The organism is Kordia jejudonensis (assembly GCF_001005315.1).
In the GTDB taxonomy this organism is placed as follows: Bacteria; Bacteroidota; Bacteroidia; order Flavobacteriales; family Flavobacteriaceae; genus Kordia; species Kordia jejudonensis.
Genome location: NZ_LBMG01000023.1, coordinates 1 through 20,382 on the forward strand (window position 1 = coordinate 1; position 20,382 = coordinate 20,382).

The window sequence follows — 20,382 nt, forward strand, 5'->3', positions numbered from 1 at the left end:
AACGGTTAAATTCGTGAAGTAATCTTTTTTAAACATATATTATCATTAAAAGCTGTTCTTCATTGAACAGCTTTTTTTGTTTCCCTATATTTGCGATATGCAACTAAAATTCTCAATTATTGTTCCTGTCTATAACAGACCCGATGAAGTAGAGGAATTATTGGAAAGTATTGTCAAACAAACATTTCAACAAGATTTTGAAGTGGTTATTGTGGAAGATGGCTCTACGATTCCAGCCAAACATATTGTGGAAAAATACCAAAGTAAACTTACTATAAGTTACTTCTTTAAGCCGAACTCAGGTCCAGGTGACTCTAGAAATTACGGAATGCAACGCGCAAAAGGGAATTATTTTTTAATATTTGATTCTGATTGTATTTTACCGCCACAGTACCTAACTGAAGTTGACATAGCACTAAAAGAAAATTATTACGATTGTTTTGGTGGACCAGATGCAGCACATAGCTCGTTTACAACTATACAAAAAGCAATTAGTTATGCAATGACCGCTTTTTTAACAACTGGAGGAATCAGAGGAGGAAAAAAAGCAGTAAACAAATTTCAACCAAGAAGTTTCAACATGGGAATTTCCAAAGAAGCTTTTGAAAAAACACAAGGTTTTGGGCAAATTCATCCAGGAGAAGATCCCGATTTAACCATACGAATCTGGAAATCAGGCTATGAAACCACATTGCTTCCAAAGGCGTATGTATATCACAAACGGAGAATTTCGTGGGAAAAATTTCATATTCAAGTCAATAAATTTGGAATGGTACGCCCAATCTTAAATTTGTGGCATCCTGAAACCGCAAAAATTACCTATTGGTTTCCAACACTATTCTGTATAGGTTTTATAATTTCAATACTCACAAGTATATTTTTAAAATTTCATTGGTTTTCATTCGGATATGGCGTATATTTTATTGCAATATTGTTAGATGCGTTGCGAACCACAAAAAATATCAAAATTGCTGTGTTGGCAGTATTTGCCGTTTGTATACAATTTTACGGATATGGATGGGGATTTTTAAAATCGACACTTGCCATAAAGGTGTTCAAAAACGATCCAGAAAAAAGATTTCCTAAATTATTCTTTAAAAAATAACTATGTTCAAAGGGATTAAAAATATATTTTCAGAAATATTTAAAGGAAGAAAAATAAATACTTTCCTGATTTTTTTCTTCGTCTCTTTCATGTTATGGACACTAATCAAGCTATCAAATACGTATACAGATACCATCAAAATGAACGTTACGTATACCAACTTATCAGATGATAAAATTCTATTAGGAAGTCAAGAAAATATAGTAGAAGCACAAGTAAAAACTACTGGTTTTCGAATGTTGCGACAGAAATTCTTCAAAAGTACCGTTGAAGTCGATTTAAAAAAAGTAAACAAATTCAAAGAAGCAGAAACATTTTACGTGTTAGCTGACGATGCGATTAATAAACATCTTTATCAAGAAACGGAAATATTAAAAGTCTCGCCCGACACATTATTTTTTAAACTGGGAAAAAACAAAACAAAAGAAGTGCCTGTAGTGCATCAATTAGCACTAGCATTTGAAAAAGGGTACAATTTATACGACTCATTACGAATTGAACCCAAAACAATTACCATTTCAGGACCTGAAGATATTGTCGATGCTCAAAAAGTAGTATTTACGGAAATAAAGCAAATTGAAGCGATCAATAAAGATATTGAACTTGACGTAAAGCTGCTAAAAAATGATTCCTTACAACGATTAACATACAATACTGAAAAAGTTAAGGCAATCGCTAAGGTTGATAAATTTACAGAAGGGAAACTCAATATTCCTTTGCAAGTAACCAATTTGCCCAAAGGCTATTCCATAAAATTATTTCCAAAAGAAGTAACGGTTACATTTACGGCAAACATTTCTGACTTTGATCAAATAACAGAAAATGACTTTTCAATATTCTGTGATTACAAAGAAGTAGAAAATACGGAAGCTTCCTTTTTAATTCCAAAACTTGGAAAACTTCCCCCAAAAGTAAAAACATATCGAATTGATACTAAAAAAGTTAACTTCTTAATAAAAAAATGATTGTAGGACTCACAGGCGGTATCGGAAGTGGAAAAACAACCATCGCAAAAATGTTTCATGAACTAGGCGTTTCCATCTACATTGCAGATGTTGAAGCAAAAAAACTCATGAACACTTCTAAAATCATTCAAAAAGAATTGATAGAAACCTTTGGAGATGAAACCTATGTCGATGGAGAATTAAATAGAAGTTACCTTTCTAACATTGTATTTAACAATCCTGAAGAATTACAAAAAATAAATGCAATTGTACATCCGCGCGTTGGCGAGCATTTTAAAAGTTGGTATCATGAACGTCGCAATGAAGCATACATCATCAAAGAAGTAGCTATTTTGTTTGAAAATGGTTCCTATACACAATGTGACAAAATCATTACCGTTGTTGCACCTATCGAAGCACGTTTTCGTCGTCTCATACAAAGAGATCAAACCACACGTGAAGCCATACAAAGTAGAATGAATAATCAATGGAGTGATGCGAAAAAAACAGCACTTTCAGATTACATTATTCATAACGACAACCTCGCAAAAGCAAAAGAACAAGTAAAAAAAATACACCAAGAAATATTGCTGAATAGCGAGAAAATCTGACAAAATTAACATATTTGTTAAGGTTTGGTTAAAAAGTTAAAATAACCGAGATTAAGCGTTAATTTTGATCAAATGAGTAAACGATTATTTATTGTTCTGGTCATTTTGATGAGTTTATCGCTCATCGGGATTATATTTGTGCAAGGATATTGGATTGCTTCTGCGGTAAAAGAAAAGCAGGAATCTTTCTCTCTAAATGCAAATCAAATTCTAACCAACGTTTCTGAAAGTATCAGCAAATCAGAACACCTGAAATACTATACTAAATTTCAAGAATTAATTGATAGTATAGAAGAACCTGAAAGTTCACAAATCATAGGTGTTTTAGAAATACGAAGTAGAAACGAAAAAAATAATGAAACTAGTATTTACACTAGAGGAATTATAGAAGAAGATTACAATATTTTCCCTTCGTTCATTGATAACAAAGACGATAGTACAAGCTTAAAAAACTATAAACGCGTTACCACACGTACCGTGTACAAAGAAGATTTGCTAGATGATGCCAACTTTAGTGGAATATCATTTGTGGAACGCATGCGTGAAGTAGATAATATCTCTATGAAAATGGCGCAATATCAGGAAGATATAGATGAGTTTACAAAGCAAGTGCCCATACACAAACGTGTATCTGTAGATTTTTTACACTTTCTGTTTAAAGATAATATCGATAAGCTTGGTATAAATTTAGATTATGAATTTGGTGTATATGATGATGGATTAGGAACAAAAATCAAATCTAAAAATTTCAAAATTACGGATAGCGGAATGTATGATGTTCCGATCTTTGAAACGTTAGAAGGCGAAAGTGGATATACATTATTTGTAAGTTTTCCGAAGCGTAACAAATACGTTTTATCGTCTATCATGGGAATGGCAATTATGTCAATTGTATTTACCTTAATTATCATCATTGCATATTCGAGTGCGCTGTATCAACTAATTAAGCAAAAACAGATTTCAGAAATAAAAACTGATTTCATCAACAATATGACGCATGAATTTAAAACGCCTATTGCGACAATCAATTTAGCGTTAGATGCAGTGCAAAATCCGAAAATAATTGATGACAGAGACAAAGTAAAACGATACCTGAGAATGATTCGTGAAGAAAACAAACGAATGCATGCACAAGTAGAAAACGTATTGCAAATCTCTAAACTAGAAAAAAATCAATTAGAAATTCGGAAAGATGAAGTTGATGTTCACGACCTAATTGAAGATGCAATGTCTCACATAGAACTCATTGTTGAAGATAGAAACGGATATGTGAAAACACATTTAGAAGCAAACGACTCAATGGTAATGGCAAATGATACACACTTTACCAATGTACTTGTGAACGTCTTAGACAACGCTATCAAATACACAGAAGGAGAACCAAAAATTGACATTTATACCGAAAAGGTAAAAAATAATATCATAATAAAAGTAAAAGATCAGGGACAGGGAATGTCCAAATCAGTACAAAAAAGAATATTTGAAAAATTTTATAGAGAACATACCGGTGATATTCATAATGTAAAAGGACATGGACTCGGCTTAGCTTACGTAAAACGAATCATAGACGACCACGATGGTCAAGTATCCGTTGAAAGTGAAAAAGGCAAAGGAAGTACCTTTATTATCAAATTACCACTAATATCGTAACCACATGGAGATTCAAAACAAAAAGATTTTATTAGTAGAAGATGATCCGAATTTTGGAACAGTATTAAAAGACTATCTATCAATGAACGATTATGACGTTGTTCATGCAAAGAACGGAATGGAAGGATTTGAAAAATTCAAAAAAGACAATTACGACCTTTGCATACTTGACGTAATGATGCCGTACAAAGATGGTTTTACGCTTGCGAAAGAAATCCGCGAGAAAAATACTGAAGTTCCAATCATTTTCCTCACTGCCAAAGCATTAAAAGAAGATGTGATGAAAGGATACAAAGTAGGCGCAGACGACTACTTAAACAAGCCTTTTGATTCGGAAGTATTATTGATGAAAATCAAAGCAATAATGCAACGAAAAACATCTGATTCTGTAGCTGATAGCAAACAATTCGAATTCGTAATTGGAAGATTTAGCCTAAACTCTAAATTAAGATTCTTAACATTTGATAATGAAGAACCTATCAAATTGTCTCCAAAAGAAAACGAATTATTGCGTTTACTAGCACTGCACGAAAATGATTTAATGCCTAGAGAATTGGCGTTGACGAAAATTTGGAGAGATGACAACTACTTTACATCCAGATCAATGGACGTGTATATTGCAAAACTACGTAAGTATCTAAAAAGAGATGAAGATGTAGAAATTCTTAATATTCACGGCGAAGGATTTAGATTAGTTATCAAAAACAAAGCAGAATAAAATAGAAATTATACACATTTGTTACCCCTAAACAATTGAAATATAGTCGACTGTAATGTCGACTTTTTCAATTAATCCCTAGTAAGTCTATGGGATACACTTTTTAAGTAAATAATTAGCGTCTTATTATTGATATTTTAATTTTTGTACATTTGTATAAACTGAGCTGCTATGAAAAAATATTGCTTATTATTACTTCCCTTTTTAATTACTTGTAGTTCGTTATTTTCACAAAATTTAGACACGTATAATTTTATAAAGACCACTATTAATGGTTATAATGTATGGGCTTATGATTTTGCCTATGATACCGCGGGAAATATTTATGCAGCGGGTAACATTGAAGACCCTAATACTGATTTTGAAGAAACAGCCGTTTTAAAATATCTGCCTAATGGTGTTTTAGATAACACATTTGGTATAGATGGAGTTTTTATCTATAATTTTGGATCAGAAAAGCAGACTGCTAGAGATATTGAAATTGATAGCAATGGCAAAGTGGTAATAACTGGGATTGCTATACATTCAAATACTGAAAGAGATATTTTTATTGCCCGATTAACACAAAATGGAACATTAGATACTAGTTTTAACAGTAATGGAATTGTATCAATAGCCAATGGTTATGCGAATGATGTTCATAAAGTCCTTATTAGTAACGAGGGGAAGATTATAGTAGGAGGAACTATAGCTACAAGTACAAACACATCTTTAGCACTTATCAGGCTGAATGATAATGGTTCATATGACAATACATTTAGTTTAAATGGAATCAGCACTATAGATGTAAGTACGATTTTTCCAGGTGCTACCTCTACATATGTAGGTAATTCTATTCATGATTTGCATATTCTTTCAGATGGAAAAATACTTGCGTTTACTTCTGTAAACCATAACACAATGTTAGTTAAATACAATACTTCAGGTAGTTTAGATACTACTTACGGAGCTGGTGATGGTATGTTTATATATAATCCACCTTCTGGAATTATACATTATCCACAGAAATTTCATGTAAATAATGATGGAAGCGTATTTATGTTTATTAGAGGATTCTGTTATAGCTGTAATGCTGGAAGCGGAAATGTTCTGTATTACTGGGTTTTTAAAATTGATGCCAACGGAGCATATGATATTACGTTCAGTGATGATGGACAATATTTTATATCAAATATTTCTTTTCCGCAAACTGCTATAGCAGTTTCTGAAACGCAAGAAGTATATGTTGGCGTTGAAATATATAGTAATTTTGAAGTTAGAAAGCTTACCAGTACAGGAAGTTTAGATACTTCTTTTCATGGTGATGGAAGTTGGAATCCTACAGAAGTAGAACGTAGAAAAATGTTTCCTTATGAAATGTCAGTAAATTCAAATAATGAATTGATGATATTAGGGAAATTTTTCATTAGTGGTTTTTTGGATAATTTCTTTTTCTATTCCCCGTTACCAACACAAAACAATGTGATACTAAGTGTTGAAGAAGCGGTTTTAAATGGAGAATTTGCCTTATATCCAAATCCTACAAAAGATGTTTTTTATGTAAAAAACGACAATTTCAGCAGACCTGTAACAATTGAAGTTTACAATAGTTTGGGAATGCGTTTATTTACCAAAGAAATCTCTACGATAGATAATACAGTTAGCTTAAAAGGATATGCAAGTGGTGTTTACTACATAAAATTCTCAGGAACAAATACAACAAGTACGATTTTAAAAAACTAACATATTCTAAGAAATTAACGTGTTAACTTATGAATAATGTCCGAATGTTGAGGATATTTTTCTTGTAAGGTTGAACGATCCGCTAATTCAAAATCATCAAAATCAAATCCTGGTGCTACGGTGCAACCTACAAACGCGTACGAATCTTTTACTGATACGCTTGACGCAAACCAACAACCTGCAGGAACTACCAATTGCGGCTGTTCTCCGTTGCTAAAATTCATTCCGACTTTATGTTCAGTATAAGCGCCGTTTTCGTCAATCACATGAACCGACAATGAGCTTCCACCATAAAAATGCCAAATTTCATCTTGTTTAATTCTGTGAAACGCAGAAAAATTCTCAGAAGTGAGCAAAAAATAAATGCTCGTACAATAATTACGATCGCCCGAAAAATCATTTGGCAACGCAGCTTTAGGAATCACTGACGAACTTCTATATACTTCCTTATAAAATCCACCTTCTGGATGCGGAAGGAGTTGTAAGCTTTCCACTAATTTTTCTATTTGGTATTTGTTCGCTGCGCTCATGGTATGTTAGTATGTTGGTATTTTGGTATGTTAGTATTTTGGTATGTTGGTATTTTAGTATGTTGGTGTATTGGTATGTTAGTATGTTGGAATATTGGTATTTTAGTATGTTGGTAGTTAAATTAAATTTTTAACTTTCTTTACTCTTTACTCTTTACTCTTTACTCTTTACTCTTTACTCTTTACTCTTTACTCTTTACTCTTTACTCTTTACTCTTTACTCTTTACTCTTTACTCTTTACTCTTTACTCTTTACTCTTTACTCTTTACTCTTTACTCTTTACTCTTTACTCTTTACTCTTTACTCTTTACTCTTTACTCTTTACTCTTTACTCTTTACTCTTTACTCTTTACTCTTTACTCTTTACTCTTTACTCTTTACTCTTTACTCTTTACTCTTTACTCTTTACTCTTTACTCTTTACTCTTTACTCTTTACTCTTTACTCTTTACTCTTTACTCTTTACTCTTTACTCTTTACTCTTTACTCTTTACTCTTTACTCTTTACTCTTTACTCTTTACTCTTTACTCTTTACTCTTTACTCTTTACTCTTTACTCTTTACTCTTTACTCTTTACTCTTTACTCTTTACTCTTTACTCTTTACTCTTTACTCTTTACTCTTTACTCTTTACTCTTTACTCTTTTTTTTTTACTCTTGTCCTTTGTGTCTGTTAATTTGATTTCTTTACGAATCAACGAATCAACGAATCAACGAATCAACGAATCAACGAATCAACGAATCAACGAATCAACGAATCAACGAATCAACGAATCAACGAATCAACGAATCAACGAATCAACGAATCAACGAATCAACGAATCAACGAATCAACGAATCAACGAATCAACGAATCAACGAATCAACGAATCAACGAATCAACGAATCAACGAATCAACGAATCAACGAATCAACGAATCAACGAATCAACGAATCAACGAATCAACGAATCAACGAATCAACGAATCAACGAATCAACGAATCAACGAATCAACGAATCAACGAATCAACGAATCAACGAATCAACGAATCAACGAATCAACGAATCAACGAATCAACGAATCAACGAATCAACGAATCAACGAATCAACGAATCAACGAATCAACGAATCAACGAATCAACGAATCAACAAATCAACAAATCAACGAATCAACCTTTTCTACAACTGTTTCAATCTCCGTTTCATAATCAAACCAAATCGTTTGTGCATCTCTTCGAAACCAAGTTCCTTGCCGTTTGGCAAATCTCCGTGTATTTTTCTTAATCTCACTTACAGCAAAATCTAAGGTAAAATCGCCATCAAAATAGCTGAATAATTCTCGATAGCCAACAGTTTGTAAGGCATTCAATGTTTTGTGTGGATACAACTGTTGAGCTTCTTCAAGCAAACCTTCTTGCATCATTATGTCAACGCGTCTATTAATTCGGTCGTATATAATTTCTCTATCTGCGGTCAATCCAATTTTAATCGAAGTAAAATTGCGTTTCGTATTTTCAGCTTTCAAAAAGCTCGAATACGGTTGTCCACTTCCAATACAAATCTCCAAGGCACGAATCAAACGATGTGGATTCTCTAAGGCAACTTTTTCGTAATATACGGGATCAAGTTTTTGTAATTTCTCTTGCAATGAAACAATGCCTTTTTCTTCCAATTCTTGATTTAAATATTCTCTGATTTGGGGATCTACATTAGGAAATTCGTCCAAACCTTTCAAAACGGCATCGACATACAAACCACTTCCGCCAACCATAATGACAACTTTGTGTTTTTGAAACAATGCATCAAGTTTGGCAATGGCATCTTTTTCAAACTGACCAACATTATACGCGTCAAAAATACTAATATGTTGTATAAAATGATGTGTCGCCGCGTTTAGTTCTTCTTCCGATGGAACCGCAGTTCCAATAGTCATTTCCTTAAAAAACTGACGTGAATCACAAGAAATAATTTCCGTATTGAAATATTGTGCAAGTTTAATACTTAAAGCCGTTTTTCCAATAGCCGTAGCGCCAACAATAGAAATCAGATAGTTCTCAGACATACAATACGTTAATCAGTTTCTTCAGGATGTAAGCCTTCTCCGCAATTGTAGCAATACTCAGCTTTATTTCGATGTTTTTCCGCAGCGCAATTTGGACACGATTGCGTATTCAAATCTACGCCACCTTTACTGTGTTGATTGGCAAATTCAGCCGTTACAATTCCAGTAGGAACCGCAATAATTCCGTATCCTAAAATCATGATAATTGAAGCGATAAATTGTCCCAAAGCGGTTAATGGAGCAATATCGCCATAACCAACAGTTGTTAGCGTTACAATTGCCCAATATATACTTCTAGGAATGCTGGTAAAGCCACTATCTTGACCACTTTCAATCAAATACATTACAGAACCTAGAATGGTACACAAAATCAAAATAAACATGATAAATACACCAATTTTGATTTTACTTGCATTCAACGCACGCATAATATTGTTTGATTCTCCAATGTAACGCGCCAACTTTAACACTCTAAAAATTCGCATCAATCGTAAAGCACGTAAGGCAATCAGTGATTGCGAACCGATAATAAATAATGATAAATATTTTGGAACGGTAGATAACAAATCGATGATTCCGTAAAAGCTAAAAATATATTTTGTTGGTTTTTTTATCGAAATAATTCGAGCAAAATATTCAATAGTAAAAAGAATTGTAATTACCCATTCTGCAATGTTCAGAAAATCGCCGTGTTTGGTGGCAAATTCATTAACACTTTCGAGCATTACCAATAAAATACTCGCCAAAATGAGGATGAGTAATATTACATCAAACAGTTTTCCTGCGGGCGTATCTGCTTCGTAAATAATTTCGTGAAGTTTCGATTTCCAATTTGCCATAGTTGCAATTTACCATTTATTTTAATCAAACTCAATTTCAAGAAATCTTTTCAACTAAACTTACAAACAATGCTTGGTAGCTTTTACCAATTACAGTTTTTTTCTTATGGTCAAACGTGTATTACTTTCCAACGTTGACAAATCATTAAAAAATGCTTTCAGTTCTTGATATTCATCTGCTTTAAAATGAAAATCGTTGATTACTAGCTTGAAAGTCATATTCAATTGTCCATCTTTTGCAACGGATTTCATACCGCAAATGGCTTTCGTTCCTGCAAGTTTGAGTGTTTTATTTTCTGGAAGATTCACATATTCATAACCTTCAGGAATCGACATAATAAATCGTGAAGTGTATATTCTTGGATATGCAAAATCTACTGGATATTTACGTTCTTCAAGTCGAAAAGGATTTGATGGAAACAGTTTAAAGAAAAACGGATCTATGTATGTGTTTTCACTTGAAATATCATCAATGAAATCGAGCATAAAAAATTCTTTAATCTGTGTATTGACATCAGTACGTCCTTCCACATCATATTTAGAAACTTCTATAAAAGGAATTCGTTTTTCAACAGCGTCTAAGTAGCTATCTTCATCAGTATCCTCGAGTTCTTTTCGTTTTTCATATGCCAAATATCCTGTGCCAACGAGCGAAATTTTACCTTTAACGCTTCCATCTTCATCCACCACAATATTAATCATGGTATTTTGACGGTTTTCTGCAAACGGGTTTATGGTATGCCAATAACTCGGATTTTTAAAATCCATTGCTCTTCCAAGGTAGTTTAATGCTCTAACTTGTGTCAAACCAAACGAAAGTAATTTGTCCGAAGCATCTAATAAAAACACTTCCTTGCCAATAGTTACTTTGGCAACTACATAATTAAAATCGGACATGACAGGATGCAATTGCGTTGGCAATCCTCTTGATCGTGTGGAAAGCATGACGGTTTCGGCTTTTAAATTTGCACCAAGCAAACTATTGACCAATGACAAGTTGATTTCGGCAACATTTCCAATTTTATTTTGAAATGCTTGTCTTACATTTGAATCTTTAAAAAGTCCGTATTCTCCATTCCACGTATAATGTTCTTTGATAAAGTCGTATACTTTTCTAGCCCGATCGTACTCAGATCCTTCATTTAAAATAGACTCAGGAAGCTGATTTTTAAAGAATTTTTTACGTTTCACTTGCGCACCAATATCTCTATCGGTTCGCATTTCTTTATCTACAGCTTTCCACGTTTTGGTATACACATCTTTTCCGCCATCAAAATGATAATATTCAGACATTTCAAAAGCTATTTTTGACATGTAATTATTTTTGGAAAGCATATACGCTTCTTCCTTAAATGCAGGAATGTCTCTCATGGCATATTTAAACACTTCACAATCAGCTTTATCGGCAAGTCCAGGCACGTAAAAGCATCTTTTCTTTACATTCGATTTGTTGATTGCCAGTTTTAAAAAACCTTTCAAAGATCTGTTGTATCGATAGTTTCCAGGAATTTTAGCACTAAACTCACTATACTCTTTTGGAATGTCGCTCTGAAAATCCCAACCTTCAAAATTGTATACAAAAGGCGTTTCCAACGTGTATTGATATTCCAACACACTTCCAGGTTTTACGCTTGGAAACGTAAACCGTTTTGCAGACCAATTCTCGGTATGATCTATCGTAAACACTTGATTATCTGTAAGTCGAACTTTTCCATCAGCATTATGGGTTATTGCTTTTATGTCCTTAATTTTTTCTTTAGATTTTTTTGTGTGGTAATATGGAATTTCAATATCAGCATGTTGTACACCATCTTTATCTAAAACTTTGATTTTTGTGTAATAATGTTTCACTAACAAGATTCGATCTTTGATCAATTGAAACGAAACATCGCCATATTCTTCCAAAACGACCGCATGTGCAGTGGTATCTTTTTCATATACACGCATATTGATTTCTTCTTTGGAAACCGCACCAAATTTTTCACTCAAAGGGTTTTGTCCGACACACACAAACGTGATTAGGAAAAGAAAAGACAAGCAATATAATTTCATAATTTAGGGTAAAAGGATAATTTTAAATCTATTTTTTTTGCGAAGATGACTTTGAATAATATGTTGTACATCTCTATTATTCTCCATTGGTGTAATAATTGATTTCAGGACTTCCGTGTTGGTTACTTGATAGTTTAAACTATAAAAACCAAATCCTTTGTAAATCCCGTTTTCTATCAAAATAGCGCTGCGTTCGTCGTGTACACGACCTTTGTCAATAATCAGCATGTTTTTATTTTGATAACTATATTTTTCAATTGCTTCCTGAACACGTTTGTTGTAACTTTCTACGGCTTCTTCCTGAATACATGCGCCGTTACATTCTTTAATTGTGTAGGGAAAACACTGCGTTTTAGAAGGATCTAATTCATTTATTTTTTGACAGAGACGAAATTCAGCCGTTAATTTAAACATCACATGTTTGGCTTGCGACATGTTTGTAAACGTTGTAATGTGCTTTTTTCGTCCATCCGCTTTTTCAATTCGCAATCCAATATAACCGTTCGCGTCTTTGTAGGAAGCCATTGCATACTGAAAAACAGTTTTTCGTTGCGCTCTGTTATACATTGGCTTTTTACGTTTAATCTCTTCACTTTCCTTCAAAAGTGCGATCAATTCACTTCCTGTACGTTCAAAAGTTACCGTAGCGACTTGTTTTTGAATCTTTTTGGATTTATTGTTTGTTCCAGTAAAATGCTGATTGACACGTTTTTTAATGTTTTTACTTTTGCCAATGTAAATAATATCGCCTTTCACATTGTGCATATAATACACGCCAGTTGCCGAAGGTAAATTTTCTACAATGTCAAGTAGGCGAGTGGCCACTTTTTTACGAATCTCGGTTTTAACAGCTTGTTGTATGATGTTTTTCTCAACATCTTTATCGAGTAGTACTTTAAAGAGTTTTACGGTTGCCAATGCATCGCCAGAAGCACGATGTCTGTCACTCATTGGAATTCCCAAGGCACGAACCAATTTTCCAAGTTTGTACGATTCCATTTCTGGAATTAACTTTTTGGATAATTCTACCGTGCATAATGATTTTCGATTGAATGGAAATCCTAAGCGCTTAAATTCGAGTTGTAAAATGCGATAATCAAACATGGCATTGTGCGCCACAATGATACAATCTTGTGTAATTTCTACAACACGTTTGGCAATTTCATAGAATTTTGGGGCATCACGAAGCATTTTGCTATTAATTCCTGTCAAATTCACGACAAATGGTTGAATGTCGCGTTCAGGATTTACTAAGCTTATGAACTGATCTACAATTTCATGTCCATCAAACTTATAGATCGCAATTTCGGTAATTCCTTCTTCATTGTATTTTCCTCCAGTCGTTTCTATGTCTACTATTGCGTACAAGCTATGCGTCTTCGTTTTTTGTTTCGGGTATAAATATAAAAATATCCAAAGGATTTATTTAGTTCGATGACGTATAATTTCGAGCGCCAAAAATACTACTGCCAATTCTGACCATGGTACTGCCTTCTTCAATTGCCAAATTGTAATCGCCACTCATGCCCATAGAAATGATTTCTAAAGACGGATTTTTGGTGTGTAAATCGTCAAAAGTAGCTTTTAAGTGTTTAAATTCATTTTGAACTTGCGCCGTATTATCTGTAAATGTTGCCATGCCCATAACACCGACAATTTGGATGTTTTCTAACTGTGTAAATTCTGCGGAAGCGAGCAAATAAGCAGCATCAGAAGCATCCATGCCAAATTTAGAATCTTCTTCGGCAATTTTTATTTGTAGCAAACAACGTATAATTCGGTTGTATTTTTTAGCCTGTTTGTTGATTTCTTTTAAAAGTTTGAAACTATCGACACCGTGAATTAGATCGACAAATTCCGCCATGTATTTTACTTTATTTCGCTGTACATGACCAATCATATGCCAAGAAATATCTTTGGGCAATTGCGCCCACTTTTCTGCCATTTCCTGAATTTTATTTTCGCCAAATACACGTTGTCCAGCGTCATATGCTTCTTGCAAGTCGCTTATAGGCTTCGTTTTGGAAACTGCCACGAGCGTTACGTGGTTGGGTAATGTAGTATGTAATTCTTTTATTTTTTCTGAAATTGACATCTTTTAAATTGTAAATGTTGAATGGTAAATGTTATATGTTGAATTTTATATGCTAAATGCTAAATTTTAAATTTTTTCCCTAATTCCCAAGACCCAAGACCCAAGACCCAAAACCAAAAACCCAAGACCAAAAACCCAAGACCCAAAACGAAAACCCCCAAAATCAAAACTCATAAATCGCAACACCGCTTCTTAACTTTGGTTCTATATAGGTACTTTTTGGTGGCATGGTCAATCCGTCATCGGCAATTTGTTTCATTTCGTCAACATTTGCAGGCACCAAGCCAAAACCAACGGCAAATTCTTTTTGATCGATTCGGTTTTTCATTTCAATGACATTGTGTTTGTCGTATCCGTAATCTATCCGTTGATCGTTGCGCAAATCGGTAATTCCTAAAATGGGTTTCAGGATCGTAATATAAAGAATATGTGTGTCGAGTTTGCTTAACGAATCGGTAAATTCATAATTCGTCCTACGTAAGTATAAAGAATAAAACTCTCCGTCCAAATACATGCTAAAATGATGTTTTTTTGACGGTTTGTACAATTCTAAACCACGATTTTCGATTCGGAAAAACTGATCGAGTTTCAACAAAAACTGTTCTTTAGACAAACCATTTAAGTCTTTTACCAATCGGTTAAATTCGTGAATGCGTAATTCAGATTCAGGAATCAAAAAACTCATAAACGCGTTATACGGTTCGTTTCCCGTATGTTCAGGATTCGATTGTTTTAAATCTTCTCCCAAAAGAAATGACGAAGCCGAACGATGATGTCCGTCAGCAATGTAAATTTCGTCCATGCGCTCAAATGCGGCTTGAATCACTTGAATATCGTCTGTATTTTCCATTTTCCAGAAATAATGTGTATCTCTGTATGTAGTTGTAAACTCGTATTCAGCGCGCGTTTTGGTATATTTTTCTAAGACGGAATTAATTTTGTCAGAATCAGGATACGTTAACAACACAGGTTCTGCATTGAAACCAACGGTTTTTAGGTATTCTTTAAAAACTTGCTCGCGATATTCAATAGTATCTTCATGTTTTTTGATGACATTATTTTTATAATCTTCATTGCTCGCGGCAGCTACAATGCCTGTAAAAACTTGCTTTTCACGATTGACAATTCTATAAATATAAAAACAAGCCGTTTCATCTTGTATAAAAATATCATCTTCTTTAAACTCCAAATAACGATTCCGAACTAAGGTATAACGCTCCTTTCCAGAGATTTCTTTGTGATATTTATAACCAGGATTTACAATATGTAGAAACGAAAACGGATTGTAATCTAAGCGAGCTTCGCGTTCATCTTGCGTGTAACTTTGATACGAGCGAGAAGCGACTAAACTAACTTTGTCACGCGTTGGACGCACCGCTTTGAATGGTTTTATCGTTGCCAAATTATTTTCTGTTAGATGTTATAAATTTTGTAGGATTTACGTATCCTGTCGTATTTTTACTGTAGCCGCCACCAATATCCATGAGAATACGATCGCGAATTTCTAGGTGTAAATGTGCATAGTACGTGCCATTTGCATTGCCAATAGTGCCAATTTGCATGCCTTTCGTTACAAAATTACCCTTTTTTACGGAGATTTTGTCACAATGTGCGTATAAGGATTCGTAATATTCGCCTTTATATTTGTGAATAATTCGAATGACATTTCCCCAGCCGCTGCCAATGTCTTCGGCAAAATTTACATATCCATTTGCAATACTGTAAATAGGATCGCCCAAATCTGTATTTCCGCCGCCTGTGCCATTCCAGTCATCACCTAAATGATCATTAACGGTAAATTTTTGCGCATTGTAATAACCGTTTGCATTGGGTTTTCCTACGGGGAAATCGAAACCTGAAGCTATATACGTTGATTTTTTACTAAATATAGAATCAAAAAAGACGAATGCAGATGACACAGCTTTCGTCTTTTTCGGTTTGTTATTTTCCGTATTTTTTTGAGGAGTCGTTTGTTGACAACCAAAAAAACACAGACATAATAATATGAAGGTAAGTTGCTTCAAACGTTTACTAGTTTTTTGAATGTAGCTTTGTCTTGTTCCGTCAAAAATATATTTTTTGGAACATATATATATTTTGCGCTTGTTATATATAGTAACCAATACTTTTCTTCCTCAACTACTTTTTTTAATCGTAAAAAATGCCATGAAGCAGTACTTCCATTTTTTGTGAGATGTATAAGTTCTTCATCAAATTGCAATTGTGTTTCCGAAAAGAAAGGTTTTAAGTTTTTTAACGCAAACCAAAAAAGTAGTATAAAACTGATGATGAATAGTGCAAAGACAATGTATACCATTAAAAGATAACTAATGCGCCAACTCATTAACAAACCCCAAATTAATACAAAAGGAATCAGTTTCAATACATTTTTGCGCAACGTGTTCCATACGATGCGCATGTATTGTTTTTTAGTAAGTTGATACATTTTTGTATCAATCATTATCGAAACATTTTTGCTACTTTTTCTGCTTTTCTACTTTCTGAATAATCGTAGAAACCTTCTCCAGATTTTACGCCTAACTTTCCAGCCATTACCATATTTACCAATAATGGGCATGGTGCGTATTTTGGATTTTTAAATCCTTCATACATTACATTTAAGATGGATAAACAAACATCTAGCCCAATAAAATCAGCCAATTGCAATGGTCCCATCGGATGAGCCATTCCTAATTTCATTACCGTATCAATTTCTTGAACACCTGCAACACCGTTGTATAAGGTTTCAATAGATTCGTTGATCATTGGCATTAAAATTCTGTTTGCTACAAATCCAGGATAATCGTTCACTTCCGTTGGCACTTTATTCAGTTTTTTCGAAAGTTCCATGATAGTATTGGTAACTTCGTCAGAAGTGTTGTAACCGCGAATAATTTCTACCAATTTCATGATCGGAACAGGATTCATAAAGTGCATTCCGATAACCATTTCAGGACGCGATGTTACGGCGCCAATTTGTGTAATAGAAATAGAAGAAGTGTTGGTTGCCAAAATGGTATCTTCTGGACACAATTCGTCTAAATCTTTAAATATCTTCAACTTTAAATCTACGTTTTCCGTTGCAGCTTCAACCACCAAACCAGCATATTCAACTCCTTCTTTTATGCTTGTAAATGTGGCAATATTGTTTAATGTATGTTGTTTTTCTTCTTCTGAAATCTTTTCTTTAGCAACCATACGATCTAAGTTTTTCGTGATTGTTGCCATTCCTTTGTCTAAAGAAGCTTGCGAGATATCAATGAGTTGTACTTTAAAACCAAACTGAGCAAAAGTATGCGCAATTCCATTTCCCATAGTTCCAGCTCCGATAACAGCTACGTTTTTCATAGTATATAGTTTATTTAGTCTGTAATTTTAGTTTTTTTCCGTGCCACGGACAGTATTTCCAGTTTCCGTTTACCAATTCGTCATCTTCTGGACACATTTTTTCTTCTACCATACTTGCTAATGGGAGCTTGATATTAAATCTTGATTTTTGATTCATTACAATAGAAAACTTTGAAAATTCAGTCATTGGCGTAATAAGTTTACCTTGTTTGTCTCTTTTTTTGAATACATGAAATTTTAACTGCTTTCCAAGTTCTCCCAGCGTTTGTGTCATGGAAGGTTTTAATACAGATAGCACTTCAAGATATTCAGCAGAAATTTCAGATTCTTCTAATTCATCATACACAGTTCCTGATTTGTCTAGTATCTGAATGTTAGAATATTTCGGTTTAAAATTACCATATGCGGTAAGTTCTGAATTCATAGATGCTACTAAAACATACTCGTCAAGAATAGTTACAAACGAATTGATATCTTTCGAATTTACAATTCTACTTCCGTTCATGACTACTTCCCAGTATTCTGTTGGAATCCACCAAATCATTTTAAAATTGTCTTTATTCTTTTTGACGATTTGAATATCTTTTGTTAAATCAGAAATGTCGATTTGGTCAATATTTTTTAATACTATCTTTTCTTGTGCAAACGAAAACGTTATCGTAAAAAAGGCAAGAAGTACGATTGCTTTTTTGGTACTTAACATAAATTTAGTTGTTGAATTTTTCTATAATTTGAATGGCGATACGCAACGCTTCTGTTCCTTGTTCTAACGAAACAATTGGTGTCGTATCATTATTAATAGCATCTGCAAACGTTTCCAATTCGTCTAAAATGGCGTTGTTTTGATGAATGTCAGGATTTTCAAAATAGATTTGCTTTTTCACACCTTCTGCATTTTGAAGAATCAACGCGAATTCATCCACTTTTTTTGGCGCATCTTTCATTTTTACGACTTCAACTTTCTTTTCTAAAAAATCGACAGCAATGTACGCATCACGTTGAAAGAAACGAGTTTTACGCATGTTTTTCATAGAAATACGACTTGAAGTCAGATTGGCAACGCAACCATTTTCAAATTCCAAACGCGCATTGGCAATATCTGGCGAATTGCTAATAACCGAAACTCCACTTGCGTGAATATCTTTTACTTTAGAATTTACCACACTTAAAATAGCATCAATATCGTGAATCATCAAATCTAATACCACAGGAACATCTGTTCCACGCGGATTAAATTCTGCCAAACGATGAGTTTCAATAAACATTGGCGAATTGATTTGATCTTTTACAGCTTTAAATGCAGGATTAAAACGTTCTACATGTCCTACTTGCCCTTTTACATTGTGTTTTGTTGCTAAAGCGATTAATTCCTCTGCTTCTGCAACCGTATTTGTAATTGGTTTTTCAATAAAAACATGCTTTCCTTTTGTAATTGCTTTCTTTGCACATTCGTGATGTGAAAGTGTTGGAGTAACGATATCTACTACATCTACGGCGTCAATTAGGGCTTCAATTGTGTCAAAATAGATGTATCCAAATTCGGCTACTATTTTCTGCGCATATTCAGGATTTGCGTCATAAAAACCTATAAGTTCGTATTGAGATGATTGTTCTAATAATCGTAAGTGAATTTTTCCTAAGTGTCCAGCACCTAAAACTCCAGCTTTTAGCATAAAAAAAGTGTTTTCCACAAAAATAATTTATTTTTTGAAAACCTTCGGGATATCCGTAATATTTATTATTTTGATTGAAAGATTGAAAGATTGAAAGATTGAAAGATTGAAAGATTGAAAGTTCAAATTCAATTTCAATTTCAGTTCAAAGTTCAATGTTGTAAACAAATCAACAATCGTACATCGTGAATCAAATCACTTCGCAGTCAGGAAGTTGAGTTTTTCCAGAATTATTTTTATTAATAGATAAAAAATACGCTTATTTTTGTGCGAGGATGAAAGACACGTTTAAACATAGAGGAATGCGAAATCAGCTAGCACAAGTGGTTGCTGACAAAGGAATTACAGATGAAAATGTCCTAAATGGAATTCGAAACATTCCACGTCATTTATTTATGGATTCTAGCTTTGAAGCACATGCGTATCAAGACAAAGCGTTTCCTATTGGCGCCGATCAAACCATTTCGCAACCGTATACAGTAGCTTTTCAAACTGAATTATTAGAAATTACAAAAGGATCAAAAATTCTTGAAATCGGTACAGGAAGCGGTTACCAAACTGCCATGTTACTCGAACTTGGCGCAAAAGTATACAGCATAGAACGACAAAAAGAATTATTTAAGCGTACGAGTTTATTCTTGCCAAAATTGGGCTATCGTCCAAAACGACTCATCTTTGGAGACGGTTACAAAGGATTGCCCGAAGAAGCACCATTTGATGGAATTGTAGTAACGGCTGGCGCTCCATTTGTACCAAAACCGTTACTTTCACAACTAAAAATAGGAGGAAAGCTGGTCATTCCTGTGGGCGATACTTCACAAATTATGACACTTTTCGTAAGAACATCTGAAAAAGAATTTACCAAAAAAGAATTTGGCAAATTTCGTTTTGTGCCAATGTTAGAAGATAAAAACTAAAAAGTACGTACACATATCTACGTTTTTCACGTAATAAAAAGGCTTGTATTTATTTTGAACTTGCAGAATTTAATCATAGCTTTATTCACATAAAAACAACACTGAATTACCTAATGTATCACTAGATAATTCTGG

19 protein-coding genes are annotated in these 20,382 nt (G+C 33.8%); 7 read left to right on the top strand and 12 right to left on the bottom strand.

Annotation, left to right across the window (positions count from 1 at the left end):
* Positions 1-97: 97 nt before the first annotated feature.
* The 6 genes from AA089_RS11935 (at position 98) to AA089_RS11960 (ending at position 6,750) form a co-directional block, all read left to right on the top strand.
* The gene (locus tag AA089_RS11935; RefSeq protein WP_046757187.1) at positions 98-1,105 is read left to right on the top strand and encodes a glycosyltransferase; all 1,008 of its coding nucleotides are present in this window, start codon (positions 98-100) and stop codon (positions 1,103-1,105) included.
* An 89-nt stretch (positions 1,106-1,194) separates the two neighbouring features.
* The gene (locus AA089_RS11940; protein WP_156168987.1) at positions 1,195-2,070 is read left to right on the top strand and encodes a YbbR-like domain-containing protein; all 876 of its coding nucleotides are present in this window, start codon (positions 1,195-1,197) and stop codon (positions 2,068-2,070) included.
* The gene (gene coaE / locus AA089_RS11945) at positions 2,067-2,660 is read left to right on the top strand and encodes a dephospho-CoA kinase (RefSeq protein ID WP_046757189.1); all 594 of its coding nucleotides are present in this window, start codon (positions 2,067-2,069) and stop codon (positions 2,658-2,660) included. Before AA089_RS11940 ends, coaE begins: the two co-directional genes overlap by 4 nt.
* A 72-nt stretch (positions 2,661-2,732) precedes the next feature.
* Positions 2,733-4,310: a sensor histidine kinase gene (locus AA089_RS11950; RefSeq protein WP_046757190.1), complete on the top strand. Its 1,578-nt coding sequence runs from the start codon at positions 2,733-2,735 to the stop codon at positions 4,308-4,310.
* Positions 4,311-4,314: 4 nt separating this feature from the next.
* Positions 4,315-5,028: a response regulator transcription factor gene (locus tag AA089_RS11955; protein ID WP_046757191.1), complete on the top strand. Its 714-nt coding sequence runs from the start codon at positions 4,315-4,317 to the stop codon at positions 5,026-5,028.
* A 171-nt stretch (positions 5,029-5,199) separates the two neighbouring features.
* Positions 5,200-6,750: a delta-60 repeat domain-containing protein gene (locus AA089_RS11960; protein ID WP_046757192.1), complete on the top strand. Its 1,551-nt coding sequence runs from the start codon at positions 5,200-5,202 to the stop codon at positions 6,748-6,750.
* A gap of 14 nt (positions 6,751-6,764) precedes the next feature.
* Here the strand turns inward: AA089_RS11960 and AA089_RS11965 are convergent, their stop codons facing one another.
* The 12 genes from AA089_RS11965 to AA089_RS12020 form a co-directional block, all read right to left on the bottom strand.
* The gene (locus AA089_RS11965) at positions 6,765-7,280 is read right to left on the bottom strand and encodes a cupin domain-containing protein (RefSeq protein ID WP_046757193.1); all 516 of its coding nucleotides are present in this window, start codon (positions 7,278-7,280) and stop codon (positions 6,765-6,767) included.
* A 1,134-nt stretch (positions 7,281-8,414) separates the two neighbouring features.
* Positions 8,415-9,323 carry a tRNA (adenosine(37)-N6)-dimethylallyltransferase MiaA gene (gene miaA / locus AA089_RS11970; protein WP_046757194.1) on the bottom strand — a complete coding sequence of 303 codons (909 nt, stop codon included), beginning with the start codon at positions 9,321-9,323 and terminating at the stop codon, positions 8,415-8,417.
* Positions 9,324-9,331: 8 nt separating this feature from the next.
* Positions 9,332-10,162 carry an ion transporter gene (locus AA089_RS11975; protein WP_046757195.1) on the bottom strand — a complete coding sequence of 277 codons (831 nt, stop codon included), beginning with the start codon at positions 10,160-10,162 and terminating at the stop codon, positions 9,332-9,334.
* A gap of 90 nt (positions 10,163-10,252) precedes the next feature.
* Entirely contained in the window at positions 10,253-12,214 is a 1,962-nt protein-coding gene (locus tag AA089_RS11980) for a DUF3857 domain-containing protein (RefSeq protein ID WP_082113263.1), read from the bottom strand.
* A 3-nt stretch (positions 12,215-12,217) separates the two neighbouring features.
* Positions 12,218-13,582, bottom strand: coding sequence for an exonuclease domain-containing protein (locus AA089_RS11985; protein WP_046757197.1), 1,365 nt, complete (start codon positions 13,580-13,582; stop codon positions 12,218-12,220).
* A gap of 58 nt (positions 13,583-13,640) precedes the next feature.
* Positions 13,641-14,309 carry a YggS family pyridoxal phosphate-dependent enzyme gene (locus tag AA089_RS11990; RefSeq protein ID WP_046757198.1) on the bottom strand — a complete coding sequence of 223 codons (669 nt, stop codon included), beginning with the start codon at positions 14,307-14,309 and terminating at the stop codon, positions 13,641-13,643.
* 163 nt (positions 14,310-14,472) lie between these two features.
* Positions 14,473-15,711 (bottom strand): DUF1015 domain-containing protein, encoded by a 1,239-nt coding sequence (locus AA089_RS11995; RefSeq protein WP_046757199.1) that lies wholly within the window; start codon positions 15,709-15,711, stop codon positions 14,473-14,475.
* Between the two features lies 1 nt (position 15,712).
* Complete coding sequence (locus tag AA089_RS12000) at positions 15,713-16,333, bottom strand: M23 family metallopeptidase (protein WP_053002351.1); 621 nt, start codon at positions 16,331-16,333, stop codon at positions 15,713-15,715.
* Positions 16,330-16,770 carry a YcxB family protein gene (locus AA089_RS12005; RefSeq protein WP_046757200.1) on the bottom strand — a complete coding sequence of 147 codons (441 nt, stop codon included), beginning with the start codon at positions 16,768-16,770 and terminating at the stop codon, positions 16,330-16,332. The genes AA089_RS12000 and AA089_RS12005 overlap by 4 nt, the downstream gene beginning before the upstream one ends.
* Complete coding sequence (locus AA089_RS12010; RefSeq protein WP_046757201.1) at positions 16,770-17,657, bottom strand: 3-hydroxybutyryl-CoA dehydrogenase; 888 nt, start codon at positions 17,655-17,657, stop codon at positions 16,770-16,772. The genes AA089_RS12005 and AA089_RS12010 overlap by 1 nt, the downstream gene beginning before the upstream one ends.
* A gap of 10 nt (positions 17,658-17,667) precedes the next feature.
* Positions 17,668-18,360 (bottom strand): hypothetical protein, encoded by a 693-nt coding sequence (locus AA089_RS12015; protein ID WP_046757202.1) that lies wholly within the window; start codon positions 18,358-18,360, stop codon positions 17,668-17,670.
* Between the two features lie 4 nt (positions 18,361-18,364).
* Entirely contained in the window at positions 18,365-19,330 is a 966-nt protein-coding gene (locus AA089_RS12020; RefSeq protein WP_046757203.1) for a Gfo/Idh/MocA family protein, read from the bottom strand.
* A gap of 275 nt (positions 19,331-19,605) precedes the next feature.
* Between AA089_RS12020 and AA089_RS12025 the strand changes: the two genes are divergently transcribed.
* Positions 19,606-20,247 (top strand): protein-L-isoaspartate(D-aspartate) O-methyltransferase, encoded by a 642-nt coding sequence (locus AA089_RS12025; RefSeq protein ID WP_046757204.1) that lies wholly within the window; start codon positions 19,606-19,608, stop codon positions 20,245-20,247.
* The last annotated feature ends 135 nt before the right edge of the window (positions 20,248-20,382 follow it).

Bases quoted from the DNA above. Each gene is read 5' to 3' on its own strand.
- AA089_RS11935 (WP_046757187.1), top strand. From the start codon at position 98: ATGCAACTAAAATTCTCAATTATTGTTCCTGTCTATAACAGACCCGAT.
- AA089_RS11940 (WP_156168987.1), top strand. From the start codon at position 1,195: ATGTTATGGACACTAATCAAGCTATCAAATACGTATACAGATACCATC.
- coaE (WP_046757189.1), top strand. From the start codon at position 2,067: ATGATTGTAGGACTCACAGGCGGTATCGGAAGTGGAAAAACAACCATC.
- AA089_RS11950 (WP_046757190.1), top strand. From the start codon at position 2,733: ATGAGTAAACGATTATTTATTGTTCTGGTCATTTTGATGAGTTTATCG.
- AA089_RS11955 (WP_046757191.1), top strand. From the start codon at position 4,315: ATGGAGATTCAAAACAAAAAGATTTTATTAGTAGAAGATGATCCGAAT.
- AA089_RS11960 (WP_046757192.1), top strand. From the start codon at position 5,200: ATGAAAAAATATTGCTTATTATTACTTCCCTTTTTAATTACTTGTAGT.
- AA089_RS11965 (WP_046757193.1), bottom strand. From the start codon at position 7,280: ATGAGCGCAGCGAACAAATACCAAATAGAAAAATTAGTGGAAAGCTTA.
- miaA (WP_046757194.1), bottom strand. From the start codon at position 9,323: ATGTCTGAGAACTATCTGATTTCTATTGTTGGCGCTACGGCTATTGGA.
- AA089_RS11975 (WP_046757195.1), bottom strand. From the start codon at position 10,162: ATGGCAAATTGGAAATCGAAACTTCACGAAATTATTTACGAAGCAGAT.
- AA089_RS11980 (WP_082113263.1), bottom strand. From the start codon at position 12,214: ATGAAATTATATTGCTTGTCTTTTCTTTTCCTAATCACGTTTGTGTGT.
- AA089_RS11990 (WP_046757198.1), bottom strand. From the start codon at position 14,309: ATGTCAATTTCAGAAAAAATAAAAGAATTACATACTACATTACCCAAC.
- AA089_RS12005 (WP_046757200.1), bottom strand. From the start codon at position 16,770: ATGATTGATACAAAAATGTATCAACTTACTAAAAAACAATACATGCGC.
- AA089_RS12010 (WP_046757201.1), bottom strand. From the start codon at position 17,657: ATGAAAAACGTAGCTGTTATCGGAGCTGGAACTATGGGAAATGGAATT.
- AA089_RS12015 (WP_046757202.1), bottom strand. From the start codon at position 18,360: ATGTTAAGTACCAAAAAAGCAATCGTACTTCTTGCCTTTTTTACGATA.
- AA089_RS12020 (WP_046757203.1), bottom strand. From the start codon at position 19,330: ATGCTAAAAGCTGGAGTTTTAGGTGCTGGACACTTAGGAAAAATTCAC.
- AA089_RS12025 (WP_046757204.1), top strand. From the start codon at position 19,606: ATGAAAGACACGTTTAAACATAGAGGAATGCGAAATCAGCTAGCACAA.